This is a genomic window from Methylorubrum rhodesianum, assembly GCF_014199985.1.
Classification (GTDB): Bacteria; Pseudomonadota; Alphaproteobacteria; order Rhizobiales; family Beijerinckiaceae; genus Methylobacterium; species Methylobacterium rhodesianum.
This window is the reverse complement of sequence record NZ_JACHOS010000014.1, coordinates 90,934-108,357: the sequence shown is the minus strand read 5'-3', so window position 1 is coordinate 108,357 and position 17,424 is coordinate 90,934. Positions and strand designations below refer to the sequence as shown.

Here is a 17,424-nt window from a genome sequence, read left to right as displayed (position 1 = left end):
TCGGGACGGGGGACGGCAATCCGCTCAGTGACGGTGGTGGGCCGGCGGCTGCGTCGGTGGGGTCTGCGCGACCGGTCGCTCGGCCAGGGCGCGGCGCATGACCTCGATCTCCTGCGCCTGCTCGACGATGATGCCCTGCGCGAGCCGGCGCAGGACCGGGTCGCGGCCGTAGGCGAGTTCGGCCTTCGCCATCTCGATCGCGCCCTGATGGTGCGGGATCATCATGGCGGCGAAGTCCCGGTCGGGGTCGCCGGACGGCGCCACCGCCATGTCCGCGTGCATCCGCGCCATCGATTGGGCCATCATCGCATCGAAGCCGCCGGGGGCGGTCTCCGCATGCCCGGCGCGCATCATCATGCCGCCACCCAAGATCCCCCCGGCCATCAGGAGGGTGATGAGGATCGCCGTCGGTGCTCCGCGCATGGTCTCTCCCGCAGTGTCGAGGTCACGCGGGGAGAGATGCCGGCCGGGCCGGAATATTCCCCACCGCTCCCGGCCAATCGGTCACGGATGCGTGACCGGCTTGCCGGGGCGAGGCTTGGAATAGTTCGACTGATTCCGGCATCTCTCGTCCGAACGGCGGCGCGGGCATTGCCGTCGCCGCGAACCGGAGACCGCCCTTGGACGACCTCGCCGTCCTGATCGAACCGCAAATTCCGGCCCTGCGGCGCTACGCGACCGCGCTGCTGCGGCAGCGCGAGGCGGCCGACGACCTCGTTCAGGACACTCTGGAGCGGGCGATCCGCGCCTGGCCGCAGCGCCGCGAGGGCGACCTGCGGGCGTGGCTGTTCGCGATTCTGCGCAACCGCTACCTCGAAGGCATCCGCCGCCGCCGGGGCATCGAGGTCGGCCCGGAGGCGCTGATGGAGATCGCGGAGGCCGGGGTCGATCCCGAGGCGGCCGTGGGGGCGCGGGACGTGCTCGACGGAATCACCGCGCTTCCCGAGGAACAGCGATCCGTCCTGCTCCTCGTCGCGGTCGAGGACATGACCTATGCCGAGGTCGCCGCCGTGCTCGCAGTCCCCATCGGCACGGTGATGTCGCGCCTCAGCCGGGCCCGCGGCCGGATGCGCACTTTCCTCGATCAGGCCCCCACGATCGTCACCGGGCATCTGCGGAGGGTAAAATGACCGCGTCCGACCCGCGTCCCGTCGGCGAGGATGACCTGCACGCCTTCGTGGACGGACGGCTCGATCCGGGCCGCCGCGCCCGCGTCGAGGTGTGGCTGGCCGCGCATCCGGAGGCGGCCGCCCGGGTTGCCGCCGACCGGGAGGTGCGGGACCGCCTGCGCGCGCGCCTCGCGCCCGTGGCGGACGAGCCGATCCCCGCCCGCCTGCGCATCGCGAACCTCGCAGGCCCGCGCCGGAGGCGCATCCCGCGCGGGTGGCCGAACGCCGCGGCGGCGGCGCTCCTGCTCGCCCTCGGCGGTGCGGTCGGGTGGGTCGGGCGCGGCGCCGTGCCGGGTTCGGCCCCGGCCGAACCGATGACGCAGGCAGCCGTCTCCGCCTTCCGCACCTACGTGGTCGAGGCCGCTCATCCGGTCGAGGTCCGCGCCGACGGTTCGACCGACCTCGTGCGATGGCTCAGCGCGCGCCTTCGCCGGCCCGTCGTCGTGCCGGACCTGCGGGCACAGGGCTTCCGGCTGATGGGCGGGCGCCTGCTTCCCGCCGGAGACGAGCCGGCGGCGATGCTGATGTACGACGACGACCGGGGCACCCGCCTGACCCTCTACAGCCGCGCCGGGCCGACCGGCGGGCGCGGCGTGTTCCGCTACGCCCGCGCCGACGACGTGGCCGCCTTCTCCTGGATCGACGCCGGGATGTCCTACGTGGTGACGGCCCGCACGGACGAGGCGCGGCTGCTCCAGGTCGCCGAGGCGGTCGATGCGCAGGCCTCGGGCAAGCGCGAGGGCGCGCGGTGACGCTCGTGTCCGAACCCTGCCGTACCACGGCCCCCGCCGAGCCCGAGACGCCATGACCCTCGACCAGTTGCGCATCTTCGTGGCGGTCGCCGAGCGCCAGCACGTCACGCGGGCGGCCGAGGCGCTGAACCTCGTCCAGTCGGCGGTCAGCGCCGCCATCAACGCCCTGGAGAGCCGGCACGCCGTCAAGCTGTTCCACCGGGTCGGCCGGGGCATCGAGTTGACCGAGGCGGGCGGCGTCTTTCTCGGCGAGGCTCGCGCGGTGCTCGCCCGCGCCCAAGCGGCCGAACTCGTGCTCGCGGACCTCAGCGGCATGCGGCGCGGCACGCTGGCCATTCAGGCGAGTCAGACCATCGCCAGCCACTGGCTCCCCCGGCACCTCGTCGCCTTCCGGGCGGCCTATCCCGACATCGTCCTGCGGCTCGGCATCGGCAACACCGCAGAGGCCGCCGAGGCGGTCCGGGCGGGGACGGCGGAACTCGCTTTCGTGGAGGGCGCGATCGACGACGGCAGCCTCGCGAGCACCCCGATCGCCGAGGATCGGCTGGTCCTCGTGGTCTCGCCCGGCCACCCGTTGGCCGCATGCGCGCGGCCGGGACGATTGGACCTCGCTTCGGTCTCCTGGGTGCTGCGCGAACCCGGATCGGGCACGCGCTCCGCCTTCGAGGCGGCGATCGTCGCGCTGGGCATCGCGCCGGACGCACTCACCGTTGCCCTCGAACTGCCGTCGAACGAGGCGGTCCTCGCCGCCGTCGTGGCAGGGGCCGGGGCGAGCGTTCTGTCCGAAGCGGTGGTCGGACCCTCGCTGCGAACCAGAGCTCTCGTTGCCGTGTCCTTCGCCCTGCCGACGCGGACCTTCCGGGTCCTGCGCCACAAGGAGCGCTACCGCAGCCGCGCCGCCGACGCGCTGCTCGACCTGATCCGTGCCGCTCCTTGATCCGTCGCGGAACTCAGGCGACCTCGACCCTCACACAGTGCCAGGAGGCGCTGAGATAGCCCTTGAAGTTCCACGTCTCGTCCGGCCGCGCCGGTTGGGTCTGCCCAGCGGCGTCCCAGGCGCGCACCACGAGGTCGCGCTCGCCGGACGGAAGGTCCAGCACGATCTCCCAGAACGTCCAGGCGAAGGGGGCGCCGGCCTCGTGTTCCAGCACGGCTTGATGCCAGGACCGACCGCCATCGCTTGAGACATCGACGCGCACGACCGCCCGGTCTCCCGCGATGGCGTACCCGCGGACGGTGGTCTCGCCCATCTTGAGCCGGGCTCCGCGTGCGGGCTCGCAGATCGCGGCGTTGAGCGGCATCGTCTCGATGGTGTGGCCTTTCGCCGGATCGGCGGTCTCGGCCGTCACGTCCGGCGGGAACAGCTTGTAGTCGTCGGCTTGCATCGGGTTGGTCGAGGGGTGGTCCTGCACCGTGATGCGCTTCAGCCATTTCGGGCTGCGCACGCCTGCGAAGCCCGGCACGACGGCTCGCACGGGGAAGCCGTGTTCGGGCAACAGCGGGGCCCCGTTCATCGCGAAGGCCAGCAGTGTCTCGTCGGCGACCGCCTTGGCGAGCGGGATCGAGACGCCGTAGAACTGGCCCTCGACCACATCGTGGCTCTCGAAGGCCACGTGGAGGTCCGAGTGGAGGTTCGCTCCCGGCGCTACGCCCGCCGCACGCAGGACGTCGCCGAGGCGGATTCCGGTCCAGTCCGCCGTCCCGATGGCGCCGCCGTCCCAGGGATCGCCCGAGACCGGGGCCACCGCCCGCATATCGGCGCGGCGGTTGCCGGCGCACTGCATCGTGGCCGTGACGGTCGCCTCGGGAAAACGCGCGCGCAGATCCGCCAGCGACAGATCGAGGGGGCCGACACCCGCGCCGTCGATGGACAGACGCCATGTGGCGGGGTCGATCTCCGGCAGGTCGCCGTGGGAGCGGACGTAGAAGTCTTCCGCAGGGGTCCGGTAACGGGCCCGCAGGCGAGTCAGCGGCGGCTCGGCGTTGTAGGGGCGCTCCCCATGAACGATCAGGCGCGCCATACGCTCGGTCAAGCTCGACATCGGGTGTCTCTATCGCAGAAGGTCGGAGCTCAACGCGCGCGGACGCGCCAGGTGGCAGGCCTCTGTCAGGCGATGCCGAGCAGGCGGATCAGCCCGAGGCTCACGGCCGTGAGGGCGGCGAGCGAAGCGACCACCGCCAGGGTGACGCGCGGTCCCGCCTTGGCGACGCTGCGCACGTCGACGCCGAGGCCGAGGGCCGCCATCGACACGATGGTCAGCGCGTTCGCCGTCGCGGCCATGGGGTGCAGAGCCCCTTCGGGAACGAGCCCCGCCGAGCGAAGACCCGCCAGGGCCAGGAAGGCTAGGATGAACCACGGCACCAGCCGGTGCAGCGGCATCCGGCCCGGGGCGGGGCGCTCATCGACCGCCTGGGACGGTACGGTCGCGTCCGTTTCCGCCCGCAGCCGGCCGATCCCGAGCGAGAGAGCCAGGACCACCGGCCCGAGCATCAGCACGCGGACCAGCTTGACCAGGGTGCCGACCTGGACGCTGAGGGCGGCCACCGGCGCGGTTGCGGCGAGAACCTGCGGCACGGCGTAGACCGTCAGCCCCGCGAGCACGCCGTACTGCATCGGCGAGAGGCCGAGCAGGGGCACGAGCAGGGGCAAGCCGAGAACGACGAGAACGCCGAGCACGGCGGTGAAGGCGATGGACGAGGCGACGTCCTCGCCGTCCGCGTCGATCACCGGGGCCGCCGCCGCGATCGCCGAGTTTCCGCAGATCGAGTTGCCGCAGGCCACGAGGATGGCGAGACGCGGGGCCAGCCCGAGAGCCCGGCCAATGCCGTAGCTCGCCGCGATGGCGAGAGCCACCACCACCGCGATGCCGACGAGAAGCCCCGGCCCGGCCGCGAGCAGCGTCCCGAGGCTGAGCGAGGCGCCGAGCAGGACGACGGCGATTTCCAGGACGGTCTTGGCGCCGAACGCGATACCGTGAACGAAGCGCCGACCTGGGCTCCAGGCCGTGCGGACGGCCGTGCCCAGCACGATGGCGAGGACCAGAGCCTCCAGCCACGCACGGCCGAAGATATGTTTCTCGACCCTCTCCAGCCCGAGGGCGACGCCCGTCACCGCGAGGCAAAGGCTCAGGCCGGGCAGGATGGAAGGCAGGGCAAGCGCGCGTGATCGGAGAAAGGCTGCTGCGGGCATGGTGCGTGCACCTCGTGGAATGGATCTGCCACGACCATGACCGCATCCATTCGTTCGCTCCAACGGAACGTATCGATCGTTTTGATCACATGATGCGATGATTTGGCTGGCGACGACGAACGTCGTGCTTCGGACTGAAGCGAGCCTTGTCGATCGGGCAACCCGAGTTTGTGGCTTCGCTGATATGCAAGGAACGTTGCAGATCCCCGCTGACTGGGTCTCCGGAGACACAAGCCGTTGAGGTCAGCGGCGGGCCGTCAGGTCGGTGAACGGGCGCGTCAATTGGATGCCTGAGTGACGGCACGGTCGATGTTCACCCTCTCCGCCCAGTCCTTGGCCTCGGACTGACCCTTGAGGTTGATCAGCCGGGCACCGCTGACGTCGACGTTCTTGAAGTCCGCGCCCGTGACCGTAGCACCGGTCAAATTGGCCCCGGACAAGTCCGATCCCATCAGCACCACGCCGGTGAGATCGGCATCCTTGAGATTCGCATACTCCAGGCGTGACCGGCCGAGGTTGGCTCCCCTGAGGTTCGCGCCCGACAGGTTCACCGAGGTGAACACCGCCCGCATCAGACCCATGGACTGATTCTTGATGTCGGCTCCGCCCTTGAGATCGACCAGCGTGGCGCCGCTCATGTTGGCGCCCTTGAAATCGCCGATGGGCATGGACCGGCTGAGGTCGGCCTCGCTGAGGTTGGCGTCCCGCGCCGTGATGCCGAACATCTTCGCGTCTGCGAGCTTGGCGCCGGAAAGGTCTGCCTTCAGGAGCCATGCCTGTTCGAGGTTTGCGCCGCTGAGATCGGCGCCGCGCAGATTGGCCTTGTTCAGGCGCGCAGTGCGTAAGTTGACGCCCCGGAGATTCAGCCCCGAGAGATCGAGCCCCGACAGCGCCTTGTCGTGCAGGTCGATGGGCTTTCCGTTCGCGTCCTGGATCATCGCCTCGACGTCGGCGCGGCTCATCTCGGCCTTCGTCATGGCGGGTGAGGACATATCGGCACCGAGCAGCAGATCTTGTTCGGCCGCGGCAGGGCCGGCAGCGAAGACGGCGAGCATGAAGCTGAGGGCGAAACGGCGCATCGGTTTACTCCCGGCGGGCGCCACGCATGGCGGGCACCCTTATCGTGTTCGTTGTGTCGCGATGCTATGCCGGGCCGCTGCACCCGGTCGGTGACCCCGGTCACACAAATCCGGCGCGGCGGGAGAAAAACGCAACGCGCGCCGGACGATCAACCCGTCGTCATGGCCGGGGGACCACGCCAGCCATGACGGATGCCCAGAAGGTCGAGCGGTGGATCGATCGGTTTCCGCTCCTACAGGCTCTCAGCCCGGCGCACCTTCAGATCGCTCGGGGAACCGTGCATTTCCCGGTGCTGGATGCAGGCGCCATCGCCTACGAACTGAATGGCGAGTGTGCCAACTACCTGATGTGCCTGGAGGGACGCACGCGGATCTTCCGGATGTCGGAGGGCGGACGCGAGGTGCTGATCTACAAGGTTGGCCCGGGTGGCACCTGCGCCCTGACCACCCAGTGTCTCCTGTCTGGCGGCACCTTTCCAGCGCAGAGCGTGGCCGAGGAGCGGACCGAGCTCGCGGCCCTGCCGGACAGCACGTTCCAGCACCTGATGGGCGACAGCGCGGCGTTCCGCAGCTTCGTCATGGATGATTACACGCGATTGATGTCCGGCCTGTTCACGCTGATCGACGAGGTCGCGTTCGCACCGCTGAAGCAGCGCCTCGCGCAACGGCTCCTGGCCGAGGCTGATCCGCGGGGCGTCGCCGCGGTGACTCATCAGAAACTCGCGGACGATGTCGGCAGCGTGCGCGAGGTGGTGAGCCGCATCCTGGCACAATGGGCCGAGGCGGGCCTAATCGAACTTCGTCGAGGCGCGGTCGAGATTGTTGACCGGACCCGCTTGGAGGCCGCAGGGCGGCGGTGACTGGCGGCGTGCTGGTGTCCATTTTTGAGGCCGACGCCAATCGAGCTTTACGACTGGGTTGGTTCGGCAGGACCTTGTCTGCTCTTTTTGGCAAGCCCTCCCCAGAGCAGACAGGCCACTACTGGCCAGAAGTTGCCGAACCGGGTCCATTGAACTGCCTGGAAGCGGACATTCCGACCGTCTGCAATGGGTCAAACTGAGGCATCCGTTTGGGCCGTGCCGAATGTCCGCATTCTCGCAGGCCACGTTCCAGAGTGGACAGGTGGTGTTCGGCTTGGCTCGGTCCGACCCTCGACTGAGCAGGATTTACCGTAGCAGCCCCTTCCGCTGCGAACCGAGGTTTCGGTTCATGGGGCTGCCGTCTGATGTGTTCGCACGGGGTTTGGTACCGTACCCATGCCTGTGCGGCATCGCATCCGAAGGAAACGGCCTCCTCGCCTTTGATCACAGAAGCGCCACCGCCGACACCTTGAGCCTCGGCGGTTGCGCTGATCCCAACTACGCGTTGCGCCGACGGAGGTCAGCGATGCGCGCGGTCAGCACGGCGCGCAGGTGCTCGACCTCGGTGTAGGCGGCCTCCGCCTTCTCGAACGCGCCGAGACCCTCGCGGCGGATCTCCTGTGTCAGTGCCTCGATGCGCCTCACCGCCGAGAGGAAGCTCCGCGTCTCGTGTGCAGCGGTCATGTCGGTACGGGTCGTGGTCATGATGGGGTTCTTCTCGTGATGGGTCAGTGGGTGGTTGCGTAGCGTGTGGATGTGGGCCGGGCTTCGACCCGGGCGGGCACGACGCCGTCCGGGAAGTGCAGCAGCAGCTCTGCCGCCGCGCGGGCCTGCTCAGCCATGGTGACGACCCGGCCTGTCCCGGCCGCGATCACCAGCGTCAGCGCATCGCTCAGGAGAACGTCCTCCCCGGTCTCGTCGAGCAGGGCAGCCTGATCGAGAGGGTCGGTCCCGGCGGTGTTGGCGCCCGACGCGGACTTCGCGTTGACACCGGTGGCTGTGGCGAGGTTGGCGAGCAGGCTCTGCTCGACCGCTTGGCCGAGCTGACTCAGCCGATCATCGGCCAGATCGGCGAGATCGCGCAGCGTCTGATCGAAGGTAGCTGAAGCCCGTGCCAGGATGATGCGGCCCGCCGCCTTCAGCTCCGCCTCGATCGCGGCATCGAGGTCGGCCAGCGCCCGTTCGGCCCGGGCCCCGGTGCGCTCGACGAGCTGGCGCACCCGCATCGCCGCCGCCGTCGGGGTCGGTTCCGAGCGCGCCGCCACCACATCGAGCGCGGTGCATGGCGAGCCGGCGTGGCCGAGGCCGGTGATCAGGTTCGGAACCTCAGGGTGCGCGGCCGCGTTCGCTGTCCCGAAGGCGTTGAGAGGCCGGAACGCCTCGACCGGTCCGCCGCCCCGGCAAACCAGTGTCGCGGAGAGGCTGTGCTCCCGCTGCAGGCCCGCCACCCGGGCGAAGGCCTCGGCGAGCGAGCGCTCCGCCCCCGCGCCTTCGAAGATCGCCCAGACCCGGTGGATCCGGATCAATCCGGCCTCTTCCAGCGGCTGGAGCACGTGCTCGACGTCGCGGCGCACCTCGCCGTGCTCGGAGACGACGAGGGCGATCTGGTAGGGATCCTCCGGCTCGCTCCAGGTCTCGGGTCCAAAGCGCCGCCCCTCCAGGCGGAGCCGCTGCAGCGTGCGCTCGCGGTCGAGATCGGCCTCGAGCGGGACCTGGCCGACGGAGAGCAAGGCCATGACCTTGGCCTGGACGCCAGCCCCGCGGCCGAAGCGCTGGCGCAGGCTGGTGCGCAAGCTGAGCGTGACCGTGCGGTTGACGAGCCCGGCGGGATCGAAGTCCGAACCGTGCTCAGCTCGGATCTGGGCGAGTTCGGCCGCGTCGAGCCGGGCCTTCAGCCGGGGCGGATCGTTGGTGAGGCGGGCCTCGGCCTCGCCGAGCAGAATAAGATAGCTGTCGGGCCCATTCGGCTCCGCGGTGAGCACGCTGGCCCGCACCGTGTGCTCGCCGCGCAGGCGCTGGCGCAGCCAGCCGATGAGGTCGCGCAGCTCGCCGACGACCGCCGCGTCGGCGTGAACCGCATCGTTCGCATCGGGCAAGCTTCGGCGGGCGCCGTCCGGCAGTGAGGCCGGGCGCGGCGGTCGGGGCGGTGCGTCCGGCCCGTGGTGGAATCTGTGATGGCGCATGGGGGTGTCGGGATCCGTGTTGGGGTGAGGGTGTCGCTAGCGCACGGGCTCGCGTGCGGAGGGTCGAGGAGCAGCGTGAGACGATCTGCCTGAGAGGATTGGATCCGGCCGCCCAGAAACGGGCAGCCGGATCGACATTGGGACGGCGTCAGTCGAACAGCGGGCCCTGACGGGCGGGGCTCGGATCGGGGGGAGCGTCGGACACTGAAGCAGGCACTGGCGCGGCTGGATCTGGACCGAGCGCGCGGGCGATCGCGGTGAGGCGGGCGTAGCCCCCGGTGCGGAGTTCGCCGCGCAGGATCCCGGTGAGATCGGCGAGCAGCGCCTCGGCGGTGCCGCAGGCGCGGAAGGCCACGCCGTCGAGAAGGGTCGGCGCGCCGGCCCGGCGGAACAGCACTGGCACCGGCAGCACCGCGATGCGGCGCATCAACCCCTCGTCCGAGAGCACGCGGTGGGCGAAGCCGAGGCCTGGCTCGACCACGACCGCGTCGAGGGTGCCCCAGTCCCATTGGTCGAACACCGCCCCGAAGGCCTCGTGCAGCGCAACGACCGAGCCCGGCTCCTCGTAAGCGACGGGCAGGCGGATCAGCTCGAGCAGACCTTGCTCGTACCAGCGGGAGAGCGTCGCCCCGAGCGGGTGCGGCGTGCCGTCGTCGGGCTCGATCAGCACGACCCGTCGGAGCTTGTGCGGGGCCGGCAGCTTGCGCTGGCGCTCCCAGAGACCGTGCGCCTGGAGCGCGGCCTGCGCGGTCGCGTCCTGTTCGCGCCAGGCCTGGAGGAACGCGCCGCGCTCGAGCCCGAGCACCTGCCCGGTCAGGCCGAGCAGCGGATCGACCACCAGGGTGAGCAGCAGGGTGTGCTCGCCCACGAGGTGGTCCGGGTCGAGCAGGACGCCCGAGGCCGCCTCGATCTGGCGCAGGAAGGTGCCGGAGAGGACGGCGCTGAGCCGACCCGGGCGATGCGGATCGAGCGGCTCGAGCGCGAGGAGCAGCCCGTCCCGGTGCCGGCGCGATTGCCGGACCTGGGCACGGACCCACAGGCCGGTCGGGGCAAGCGGGCAGCCGGGCTCGTTCGCGCCGGAGGGCGCGTCGTGATCTGTCATGGTGGGAGACTTTCGTGATGCGGGGTCAGGGGATCGAAGGAGCCTCGCCGACCTCGAGCGGACGCTGTACGAGCGTCGCCCTCCGTCATCCCGTCGTCAGGTCATTCCGGGGTTTCGAGCGAAGGTGCCTTCGCCCTGCTTCCCCACCCTTGTTCTCGTCCTCGCCTGTTCCCGTCCTCGATCGTCACCGATCCCCCACCCAAGCCGGTACCGCGTCCCCGGCGGCACCGGCTCCAGTGAGCACGCCATTGTCCAGCCCGTCGTGTGTTGTCCAACGCAGGGACAAGTCCTTGCCGCACAACCGGCATTGGTCCTTACGTGTTGTCCAACGCACCCACCCTGCCGACGCGTAACGCAGCGCCATCCGTCTCGGCGTCGTACCCCAATCCCAGTTGCCGGATCCCATCGATCCGGCAGCCCCCGCTTCATCTCATCGCTCGGATCGACAGGCGTCTGACTCAAGCTTCCGTTCCGGTCACCGCCTCACTCGGTCCTGGCCCGGCATGAGACGGGCAGAGCTGGGGCCAATCGTACCGGCTGATCAGCCACCAGCTCCGCTCGACGATCCACTCGCCCATCCAGTCGGCGTTCCAGGCGAAAGTCTCCAACACGGTCTTGTCGCGTGCCTCGTCATGAACGGTGAGTGCCGCCCGCAGGCCGGCCAGGCTCAAGTAGCCGCACGCCACCATGTCCAGGCCGACATGGATCAGATCGGCGCGATCCTGCAGCAGCACGGCCATCACCTCGCGACGCAGGCGCTCGCACAGCACCGAATCGGTCAAGACGAGCAGGGCGTCGCCGCGGAGCCCGGCCAGCACCTCGAGTGGGCCCTTCCGCGTTCGTCCGGCCCGAAAGGCGACGACCAGATTCCTCCTGTCCGCGTCCTGGCCCTCGGCGAGCGTGTGCCGGCGCAGCCAGAGATCGGCGGTGGGCGCGTCCCAGAGATCGAGCGGTGTCTTCGGCCTCGAGGGCTTGGGCGGCCAGTTCTTCATCCACTCGGCGACATCCGCGATGGTCCAGCGCTCCAGCGCCCGGGCGCCCGGCACCAACGGGAGGTCCCAGCAGGGATGATGCTCCACGATCTGCGCCGGTGGACGCCCGCGGAAGCCGAGATCGAACGGTGCCTCGGCGAATGGCCGCTGCTCAGGCGGCAGCAGGGTGAGGTCGCGGCAGGCCGCGCGGGCATCGCGGAAGGCGTCGGAGGCGAACACCTCGGGCAGGGCACGCACGATCTCGGGATCGGTCAACGGCATCGGAGCATCGAGGCGCGCCTTCCAGACAGCCGGGTCGAGACCGGCGTTCTGCGCGAGTGCGTAGAGGATCGGGCGCATCCGCGCGTTCAAGCTGTCCCGCGCCGCATGGCGGCGCGACGCCTCGGAGCCAGTGGGTGCTGCAACGTCGCGGGGTGGCTGCCCGACACCGCCATCCGTTACGGCGTGCCGGTCCGCTGTCGCCGTGGCGGCCTTCGAAGGCTTCGCGCCCACAAGGGCCAAGCGGAAGCGCTGGCTCGCGACGCCCTCGCGCATGTGATCGAGGACCGATGCGATGGCCGCTGGGGGTCGAGAGTGATCCCGATCGATGTTGGGATCGTAGATCTGGCGCTTGTTCGACATGATCGTGGGTTCCTTGTGCTCATGCTGCGGGATGGTGGGTGCCCCGGCAGCGCAGCACCCGGGGATGGGGCCGGCCGGCGGGGCGTGGCGCTGAGGATCGAGGCTGGAGGCGGGGCGGTCTTCGTCCGGCCTCCGGGGTGAGACGCCGGAGCGCTCGCGGCTGCAGAGGCGCCGTGATGCTGGAGCGCCGAGATGCCGTGATGCCGAAGCGTCACGATGCCGGAGCGTCACGGCATCGAGGCGTCGTGATGCCGGGGCGCTCGGGATCGAGGCCTGAGCGGGGTCAGCTCGTGTCCCGGTGGACCGGGGACGGCAGGTGGCCGCTCTCGCGCAGGACCGCCTCCGCGCCCTCGACCAGCAGGTCGTTGACCTTGCAGTCGCGGGCGAGCGCGAGCTCCTTCAGCCGCCGCAGCATCGCCGCGGACAGGTAGACCGAGGTGCGCCGCGTCGCCGCGGAGCCTCGGCCCGGGGCCGGGCACACCTCGCTCCGCTCCGCCGGACGGCGCTCTACCGGAATGGCCGACGGGCCGGAGCCGGGCGGTGCCCCCCCCAGATCGTCCAGGCTGCCGAGCAGGTCGAGCCGCTTCCGCGGGGGCCGGGTCGGATCGCTCATCGCGGCATCTCCGTCAGGCGCTGCGCGGTCCAGGCCCAGAGCGCGCGGATCTCGGCCGCCGCCTTGCCGGCCGGCGCGAACTCGGTGACGGCCTGCCCGCCGAGCAGCGCGTCCTGATGGTCGACCCGCTGGGTCAGCGGCGGCTCGGCGAGATGCCCCCAGCGGCGCAGGCGCTCGGCGTAGCCGGCGGTGCGCGCCCCCCCTTGCGGCGGGCACTGGCTCAGAACGAGCGCCACGCGCGCGGCGAGGCCGATCTGGGCGAGCGCGCGCAGCGTCGGCTCGGTGGCGAGGAGATCGAGCAGGGTCGGCCGGGCCGGGACCAGGACGAGATGGGCCGCGCGCAGCGCCTGGTTGGCCGCGGGGCTCAGGGCCCCGGCGGTGTCGAGGACGACGAGGTCGAAGCCGCGTCGCGCGAGCGCGGCGAGGATCTCGGGCAATTGCCCGACCCGCTCGAGTCCGAGATGATCGACGGCCGGATCGTCCGCAGCACGGCGTGTGGCCCAGGCGGCGAGCGAGCCCTGCGGGTCGAGGTCGAGGGCGGCGACCCGCCGCCCGGCCTGATGGGCGGCGACCGCGAGGTTGACGGCAACCGTGGTCTTGCCGGAGCCGCCCTTCTGGGTGGCGATCGCGAGGACGTCCATCACGACGGCCCCCCGCGCACGGGCAGATCCAGAGTTGCCGCATCACGGCGCCCCGACGCTTCGGCATCGCGACGCCACGGCGTCACGGCGCTGCAGCGCCAGGGCATCGTGATGCGCCAGCGCCCTGGCGTCCCGGTGTCGTGGCGCCACGGCATCGCAGCGCTACGGCATCCTGGCCTCACAGCGCCATGACGTTGCAGCCTCGTCGTGCGGGGCCGGCCGCTCGCCGGGTGCGAGGCGGGCGGGCGATGTCGGGTCCGACGGGTACGGGGGTTCACTATCTCAGTCTCCGATCCCGCGACCGCCGCGGTCGCGTCCGTTTCGCTTTGGCTGTGGTGCGTGCTGCCGCCGAGACGCGCGACGCTCGCCGGTCGCGGCAGCCTCGTCCGCGCCGTGGACGGCCGAGAGCGGCACGCGCAGCGGCGGGGCCTCGGCCGGCGGGCGGGCCGGCGGGGCGACCCGAGGCGCCGGGTCCGGCGCTCCGTCCTGCGGCGGCCCGGGCCATGGCGCATCGTCCTCGTCGTTGCGCTGCTGCGGCCCGGTCGCCACCCGGTCCGTGATCGACTCGTCGGCGGTGGAGGATCTCTCCGCTCGCACCTGCGCCGCCCGCTCGAGCTGGAGCGCCGGGAGCTGTAGCTCGGGCTCAATCCGGATTGCCGGCGTCCCGACCTGCGGGGACTGGATCGGACTGGGCTTCGTGTCTGCGGTGGCCGGACCAGCTACGATCTCTGCCGGGGCCGGGGCCGGCTCGGCCGGTTTGGACGGGGCGTCAGTCTCGACCGCGACGGCGACCGGAGCCGACGTGGTGTCCGTGACCTCGGAATCCGGTCGTGCCGGCACGGGCACCGCCGGCGGCACCGCGGTCTTGTCGGACATCGGCGCGGCCGCGGGCGGGGCTGCCGGCGTTGTGGCGGCGCTCGGCGCACCGCTCTCTGCCACGATCGCGCGCGCGGCCTCCGGTGCAGGCAGGGGTGCCGGCATGGCCGAGGCGGTCAGCGAAGAGGCACGACGCGCCTCGGGCGTCCACGCGAGCGGCTGACCTCCGCCCGGATCCGCGGCCTCTGCGCCCGCACGATCGGTTTTGGGGCGAGGAGCGGCCGGCGTCAGCGGCGCACCGTTCGAGCGGCGAGCCCCGCCGAGGCTGGCGAAGGGCGGTCGGGCGAGTTCGTACTGGGGCTGTAGAGGCCGCAGGGCTGGGATCGGATCGACCTGAGCTTTGCCATGCCGCTCCGCCGCACGCGCGACGGCGTCCGACCAGGACGAAGCGGGAGTAATGACCGGCGCGACCGGAGCCGGCGGCTCTGTCGGTGGTTTTGTCGCGGGCCGCAGGTTCGGTGTCGGCATGATCGAGGCGATCGCCGGCGACGGTGCCTTGGTGACAGCCTCCGTCGTCTGCAGCACGCCCACGTCGTACCGATGCCAGAGCACCGCTGTGGCGGGCTCGAGGCTCGCCCGCACCCGTGCGGCGAACTCAGCCTCCGGGACCGGATCGATCGGAACAGTGGTGATCGCCAGATCCGGGCCCTCCGCGGAGCCCGATCCCGCCCGCGCCGAATCCATGAGTGGCGTTCGCCCGGCCAGGGAGAGGTCGGCGCGGATCCGGTCGAGCCGACCGGACGCGTCCGCGATCCGCGCCTCGTAGGCCGCAGCGAGCTGTCCCGCCCCCCGGTCGAGCCGCTCGCACAGCCCGGCGAGCGCGCTCCGGCGCGCCAGACCGAAGGGCGCGCCCTCCGGCACCGGGGGATCCTCCCCGGTGATCCCGCCCGGATCGGCCTTCGCGCCCCGAGCGTGCTTAAGCACCGTGCTCGCCGCCAGGAGCAGGCGAGGCCGGGACAGGGTCCGCGCGCAGACGAGCCGGGCCAGATCCCGCGCGAGCTCGAGCCGGCCGATCTCCACGACGAGAGCCAGCCCGCGCCGGATCAGTGCCCGCACCGGTTCGCCGGGGTCGCCGATGCCGGCGCGGGCTGCAGCGTTGGACTGGCCCGCTCCTCGGCTCGGCACGGCGAACTCGGCCTGCCGGCCCCGCTGCAGGAACAGGCCGATCTGGGTCCCGGTCGCCGCGGCCCGCGCCTCGAGGATGCGGTCCGCCTCGGCCTGCCACTGCCGTCGGGCGAGGTCGGCCCCCGCCTCGGTCAGGGCGCCTTTGCGCTCTTTGTTGTACTGGCGCGCCGGGATGTGCACGCCCGGCGCCTGCCCGATGCCGATCGTGGCGTAGGCGCGCAGGTCGTAGCGCTTGGCGATCCCCGCCTCGGCCAGCACCGCGTTGCAGCACGCGCCCCAGTTCGCGCGCAGCTCTCCAATCCAAGTGCGGTCGTGGCTGGCGCGATCCTTGGGCTGCCGGTAGGGCCGCGTCAGCACCCGGGTGCGGTTCGCCCGCCGCCTCTCGCAGGTGATCGCGAAGTCCCAGCTCGGTGCGCCCGTGTCCGGATGCGGCATCTGCCGCGCCGGGCGGTCGTAGTAGACGATGTGGACGTGGACGTTGCGCGCGTCGTTGCGTTCGTCGGGCGCGTGCACCACCGCCCAGTAGGGAAAACCCTTGGCCTCGAGCTTGCCCGTGAAGGCCTCGACGATGGCCAGCCGCTGACGGGCGTCGATCTCGTGCGGCAGCTCGGCGATGATCCGGGTCTGGATGCGCCCGCCGCGCCCCGGCGCGATCGCGACCGGCGCGTCCGCGCCGAGGCCGATGGCCCAGCGCCACAGCGCGAAGGCGTCCTCGGTCGGAAGCGTCAGCGTCAGGGGAGCCGAACGCTGCGGGCCCGCCGCCCGCAGCGTGGCCCGGGCCGCCTCCGGTGCCGCGTCGATCGCGGAGAGTGCCCGTGCCCACCAGTCCGGGTCACGCCCAGGCGCGATCCTGATCCGGTCGCCCCGGGCCGAGCGCTCGCTCTCCTCGACGAGCGTCCAGAACCGCGCTCGTTCCTCGGGCGTGTCGCCGATCGTGCCGAACGAGGCGAGCGCGAGGGCGGCGTCCGGATCTGCCTCGACCGCTCCGTCGCGCTCGAGGTAGGCCTGCTGCTCGCGACCGTCGCGGCCGGTGGCGCGTCGGCTTCGGGCCGGCCCGAGCCGCTCGGCGGCGCCCGGCCGCTCGATATACGCCTCGTGCGCGACGGCGCGTGATCCCTGGTAGCACCGGCCGGCCTTCGCGGCCCGGATCCTCGCCAGGATCGGCGAGGTCTTCGAGACCGAGGTCTGGGAGAAGTGGCAGGTCACCGCCCCGTCGCGCGAGAGCGGGCGCTCGCGCCCGCCGCGGCCGGCGAAGCGCACGCCCGGCGCACGATAGAGGTGCCGCAGCGTCTCCGGCAGGCGAGCGCGGCCGAGGCCGTGTTCGGGCATGAGCGGGCCGTCCGCGTCGTGGCAGAGCGACGCGAGGACGCCGCGCACGAAGGGGTGCGTGGTGATCGGATCGGGCATGTTCGATGGCCGCCGGCAAGCACCGGCAAGAGCAGATGGCCAAGCTTAGGCAGGCTCTACCGATTCGATCAAGCGCACAAAAGCATTGAGCGATTCGGTCGGAGTGGCTCGATTGGGTAGATCGATCTGACGTCTTGGATTTAAGAAAGGAATGGTTAGCTGTAAGGAATCGCTAACCATCTTAGATTGATCTGATGCTATATGTCTTACCCTAGATTGCATTCAGCGCTGTGCGATGTTCTGCCGCACGAGGCATCCCGAGCCGTCGTGGGGCGTGCTCGGACAGGTCGCTGGTACCCGACCCGGCCGCGAACCGGCGGACGTGTCAGACGGGCTTGGGCAGCCTCGTGCCGAGCCGATCGGAGCACCGCGATCCGGCGGCTGACGGCCCGGTCAGCCCGCCCTTGTTTGGGAAGTCGAAGCCGGCGCGCAGGTGCCGCCTAATCGGGAGCGGCCGCCGGGCTGCTCTGGATTAGGGGAGCTGAGCCCTGTTCCGGTTCGGCTCGCACCTCCGAGCCGAACCGGAACGTCTTTTTGGGGATCGTCCTTCCTGGGATCGATGTCATTCCGGGGGCCCGGCCGGGCTTTGGTTCGCGCGCCCGAGCGAACGGCAAAGCCCGGCCGTCGCCCGTCGGGGCGGCCGTCTTCCGGGGTTCTTTTCCGGGATTTTGAGGGCTGCCCAGGCCATCCGTTGAGGCGGCCCGGGCAGCCGATCCGGCGCTCCGATGGGATCAGCGGAAGCTTGACGGCTGGCCGCGCGTCCTGGTCGCCTTCACGCGTGAGCCCGTCGCCGATCCCCGGCGCGGCCCGAATG

Annotated in this window: 15 protein-coding genes; 4 read left to right on the top strand and 11 right to left on the bottom strand. The window is 71.2% G+C overall.

Annotation, left to right across the window (positions count from 1 at the left end; genetic code table 11):
• Window positions 1-24: 24 nt before the first annotated feature.
• Window positions 25-423 carry a CopM family metallochaperone gene (copM, locus tag HNR01_RS19955; RefSeq protein ID WP_024830149.1) on the bottom strand — a complete coding sequence of 133 codons (399 nt, stop codon included), beginning with the start codon at window positions 421-423 and terminating at the stop codon, window positions 25-27.
• Window positions 424-620: 197 nt separating this feature from the next.
• Here copM and HNR01_RS19950 point away from each other — a divergent pair, with 197 nt between their 5' ends.
• Genes HNR01_RS19950 through HNR01_RS19940 form a run of 3 tightly spaced genes read left to right on the top strand, consistent with a single transcriptional unit; the run spans window position 621 to window position 2,858 of the window.
• On the top strand, window positions 621-1,130 hold the full coding sequence (locus HNR01_RS19950) for a sigma-70 family RNA polymerase sigma factor (RefSeq protein ID WP_024830150.1): 510 nt from the start codon (window positions 621-623) through the stop codon (window positions 1,128-1,130).
• Window positions 1,127-1,921, top strand: coding sequence for an anti-sigma factor family protein (locus HNR01_RS19945; protein ID WP_024830151.1), 795 nt, complete (start codon window positions 1,127-1,129; stop codon window positions 1,919-1,921). Before HNR01_RS19950 ends, HNR01_RS19945 begins: the two co-directional genes overlap by 4 nt.
• 52 nt (window positions 1,922-1,973) lie before the next feature.
• Entirely contained in the window at window positions 1,974-2,858 is an 885-nt protein-coding gene (locus HNR01_RS19940; protein ID WP_024830152.1) for a LysR substrate-binding domain-containing protein, read from the top strand.
• Window positions 2,859-2,871: 13 nt separating this feature from the next.
• Here the strand turns inward: HNR01_RS19940 and HNR01_RS19935 are convergent, their stop codons facing one another.
• From HNR01_RS19935 to HNR01_RS19925, 3 genes are all read right to left on the bottom strand, one after another.
• Window positions 2,872-3,963: a molybdopterin-dependent oxidoreductase gene (locus tag HNR01_RS19935; RefSeq protein ID WP_024830153.1), complete on the bottom strand. Its 1,092-nt coding sequence runs from the start codon at window positions 3,961-3,963 to the stop codon at window positions 2,872-2,874.
• Window positions 3,964-4,028: 65 nt separating this feature from the next.
• Complete coding sequence (locus HNR01_RS19930) at window positions 4,029-5,111, bottom strand: YeiH family protein (RefSeq protein ID WP_024830154.1); 1,083 nt, start codon at window positions 5,109-5,111, stop codon at window positions 4,029-4,031.
• A gap of 278 nt (window positions 5,112-5,389) precedes the next feature.
• On the bottom strand, window positions 5,390-6,190 hold the full coding sequence (locus tag HNR01_RS19925; protein WP_024830155.1) for a pentapeptide repeat-containing protein: 801 nt from the start codon (window positions 6,188-6,190) through the stop codon (window positions 5,390-5,392).
• Window positions 6,191-6,375: 185 nt separating this feature from the next.
• Between HNR01_RS19925 and HNR01_RS19920 the strand changes: the two genes are divergently transcribed.
• Window positions 6,376-7,050: a Crp/Fnr family transcriptional regulator gene (locus HNR01_RS19920; RefSeq protein WP_024830156.1), complete on the top strand. Its 675-nt coding sequence runs from the start codon at window positions 6,376-6,378 to the stop codon at window positions 7,048-7,050.
• 498 nt (window positions 7,051-7,548) lie between these two features.
• On the opposite strand, the gene HNR01_RS19915 is transcribed toward HNR01_RS19920, so the two are convergent.
• The 7 genes from HNR01_RS19915 to HNR01_RS19885 form a co-directional block, all read right to left on the bottom strand.
• Window positions 7,549-7,755 carry a hypothetical protein gene (locus tag HNR01_RS19915; RefSeq protein WP_246417568.1) on the bottom strand — a complete coding sequence of 69 codons (207 nt, stop codon included), beginning with the start codon at window positions 7,753-7,755 and terminating at the stop codon, window positions 7,549-7,551.
• A gap of 23 nt (window positions 7,756-7,778) precedes the next feature.
• Entirely contained in the window at window positions 7,779-9,233 is a 1,455-nt protein-coding gene (locus HNR01_RS19910; protein ID WP_024830158.1) for an exodeoxyribonuclease VII large subunit, read from the bottom strand.
• A gap of 148 nt (window positions 9,234-9,381) precedes the next feature.
• Window positions 9,382-10,335, bottom strand: a complete 954-nt coding sequence (locus HNR01_RS19905; protein WP_024830159.1) for a hypothetical protein — start codon at window positions 10,333-10,335, stop codon at window positions 9,382-9,384.
• Between the two features lie 458 nt (window positions 10,336-10,793).
• Complete coding sequence (locus HNR01_RS19900) at window positions 10,794-11,948, bottom strand: hypothetical protein (RefSeq protein WP_056459950.1); 1,155 nt, start codon at window positions 11,946-11,948, stop codon at window positions 10,794-10,796.
• 283 nt (window positions 11,949-12,231) lie between these two features.
• Window positions 12,232-12,561: a hypothetical protein gene (locus HNR01_RS19895; protein ID WP_024830161.1), complete on the bottom strand. Its 330-nt coding sequence runs from the start codon at window positions 12,559-12,561 to the stop codon at window positions 12,232-12,234.
• A complete protein-coding gene (locus HNR01_RS19890) occupies window positions 12,558-13,202 on the bottom strand; it encodes an AAA family ATPase (protein ID WP_024830162.1) in 645 nt (214 codons plus the stop codon). The genes HNR01_RS19895 and HNR01_RS19890 overlap by 4 nt, the downstream gene beginning before the upstream one ends.
• A 282-nt stretch (window positions 13,203-13,484) precedes the next feature.
• A complete protein-coding gene (locus tag HNR01_RS19885) occupies window positions 13,485-16,610 on the bottom strand; it encodes a MobA/MobL family protein (RefSeq protein WP_024830163.1) in 3,126 nt (1,041 codons plus the stop codon).
• Between the last annotated feature and the right edge of the window lie 814 nt (window positions 16,611-17,424).

Coding starts and splice junctions, on each gene's coding strand:
- HNR01_RS19910 (WP_024830158.1), bottom strand. CDS start 9,233: ATGCGCCATCACAGATTCCACCACGGGCCGGACGCACCGCCCCGACCG.
- HNR01_RS19895 (WP_024830161.1), bottom strand. CDS start 12,561: ATGAGCGATCCGACCCGGCCCCCGCGGAAGCGGCTCGACCTGCTCGGC.
- HNR01_RS19945 (WP_024830151.1), top strand. CDS start 1,127: ATGACCGCGTCCGACCCGCGTCCCGTCGGCGAGGATGACCTGCACGCC.
- HNR01_RS19935 (WP_024830153.1), bottom strand. CDS start 3,963: ATGTCGAGCTTGACCGAGCGTATGGCGCGCCTGATCGTTCATGGGGAG.
- HNR01_RS19915 (WP_246417568.1), bottom strand. CDS start 7,755: ATGACCACGACCCGTACCGACATGACCGCTGCACACGAGACGCGGAGC.
- HNR01_RS19920 (WP_024830156.1), top strand. CDS start 6,376: ATGACGGATGCCCAGAAGGTCGAGCGGTGGATCGATCGGTTTCCGCTC.
- HNR01_RS19940 (WP_024830152.1), top strand. CDS start 1,974: ATGACCCTCGACCAGTTGCGCATCTTCGTGGCGGTCGCCGAGCGCCAG.
- HNR01_RS19925 (WP_024830155.1), bottom strand. CDS start 6,190: ATGCGCCGTTTCGCCCTCAGCTTCATGCTCGCCGTCTTCGCTGCCGGC.
- copM (WP_024830149.1), bottom strand. CDS start 423: ATGCGCGGAGCACCGACGGCGATCCTCATCACCCTCCTGATGGCCGGG.
- HNR01_RS19890 (WP_024830162.1), bottom strand. CDS start 13,202: ATGGACGTCCTCGCGATCGCCACCCAGAAGGGCGGCTCCGGCAAGACC.
- HNR01_RS19905 (WP_024830159.1), bottom strand. CDS start 10,335: ATGACAGATCACGACGCGCCCTCCGGCGCGAACGAGCCCGGCTGCCCG.
- HNR01_RS19930 (WP_024830154.1), bottom strand. CDS start 5,111: ATGCCCGCAGCAGCCTTTCTCCGATCACGCGCGCTTGCCCTGCCTTCC.
- HNR01_RS19900 (WP_056459950.1), bottom strand. CDS start 11,948: ATGTCGAACAAGCGCCAGATCTACGATCCCAACATCGATCGGGATCAC.
- HNR01_RS19885 (WP_024830163.1), bottom strand. CDS start 16,610: ATGCCCGATCCGATCACCACGCACCCCTTCGTGCGCGGCGTCCTCGCG.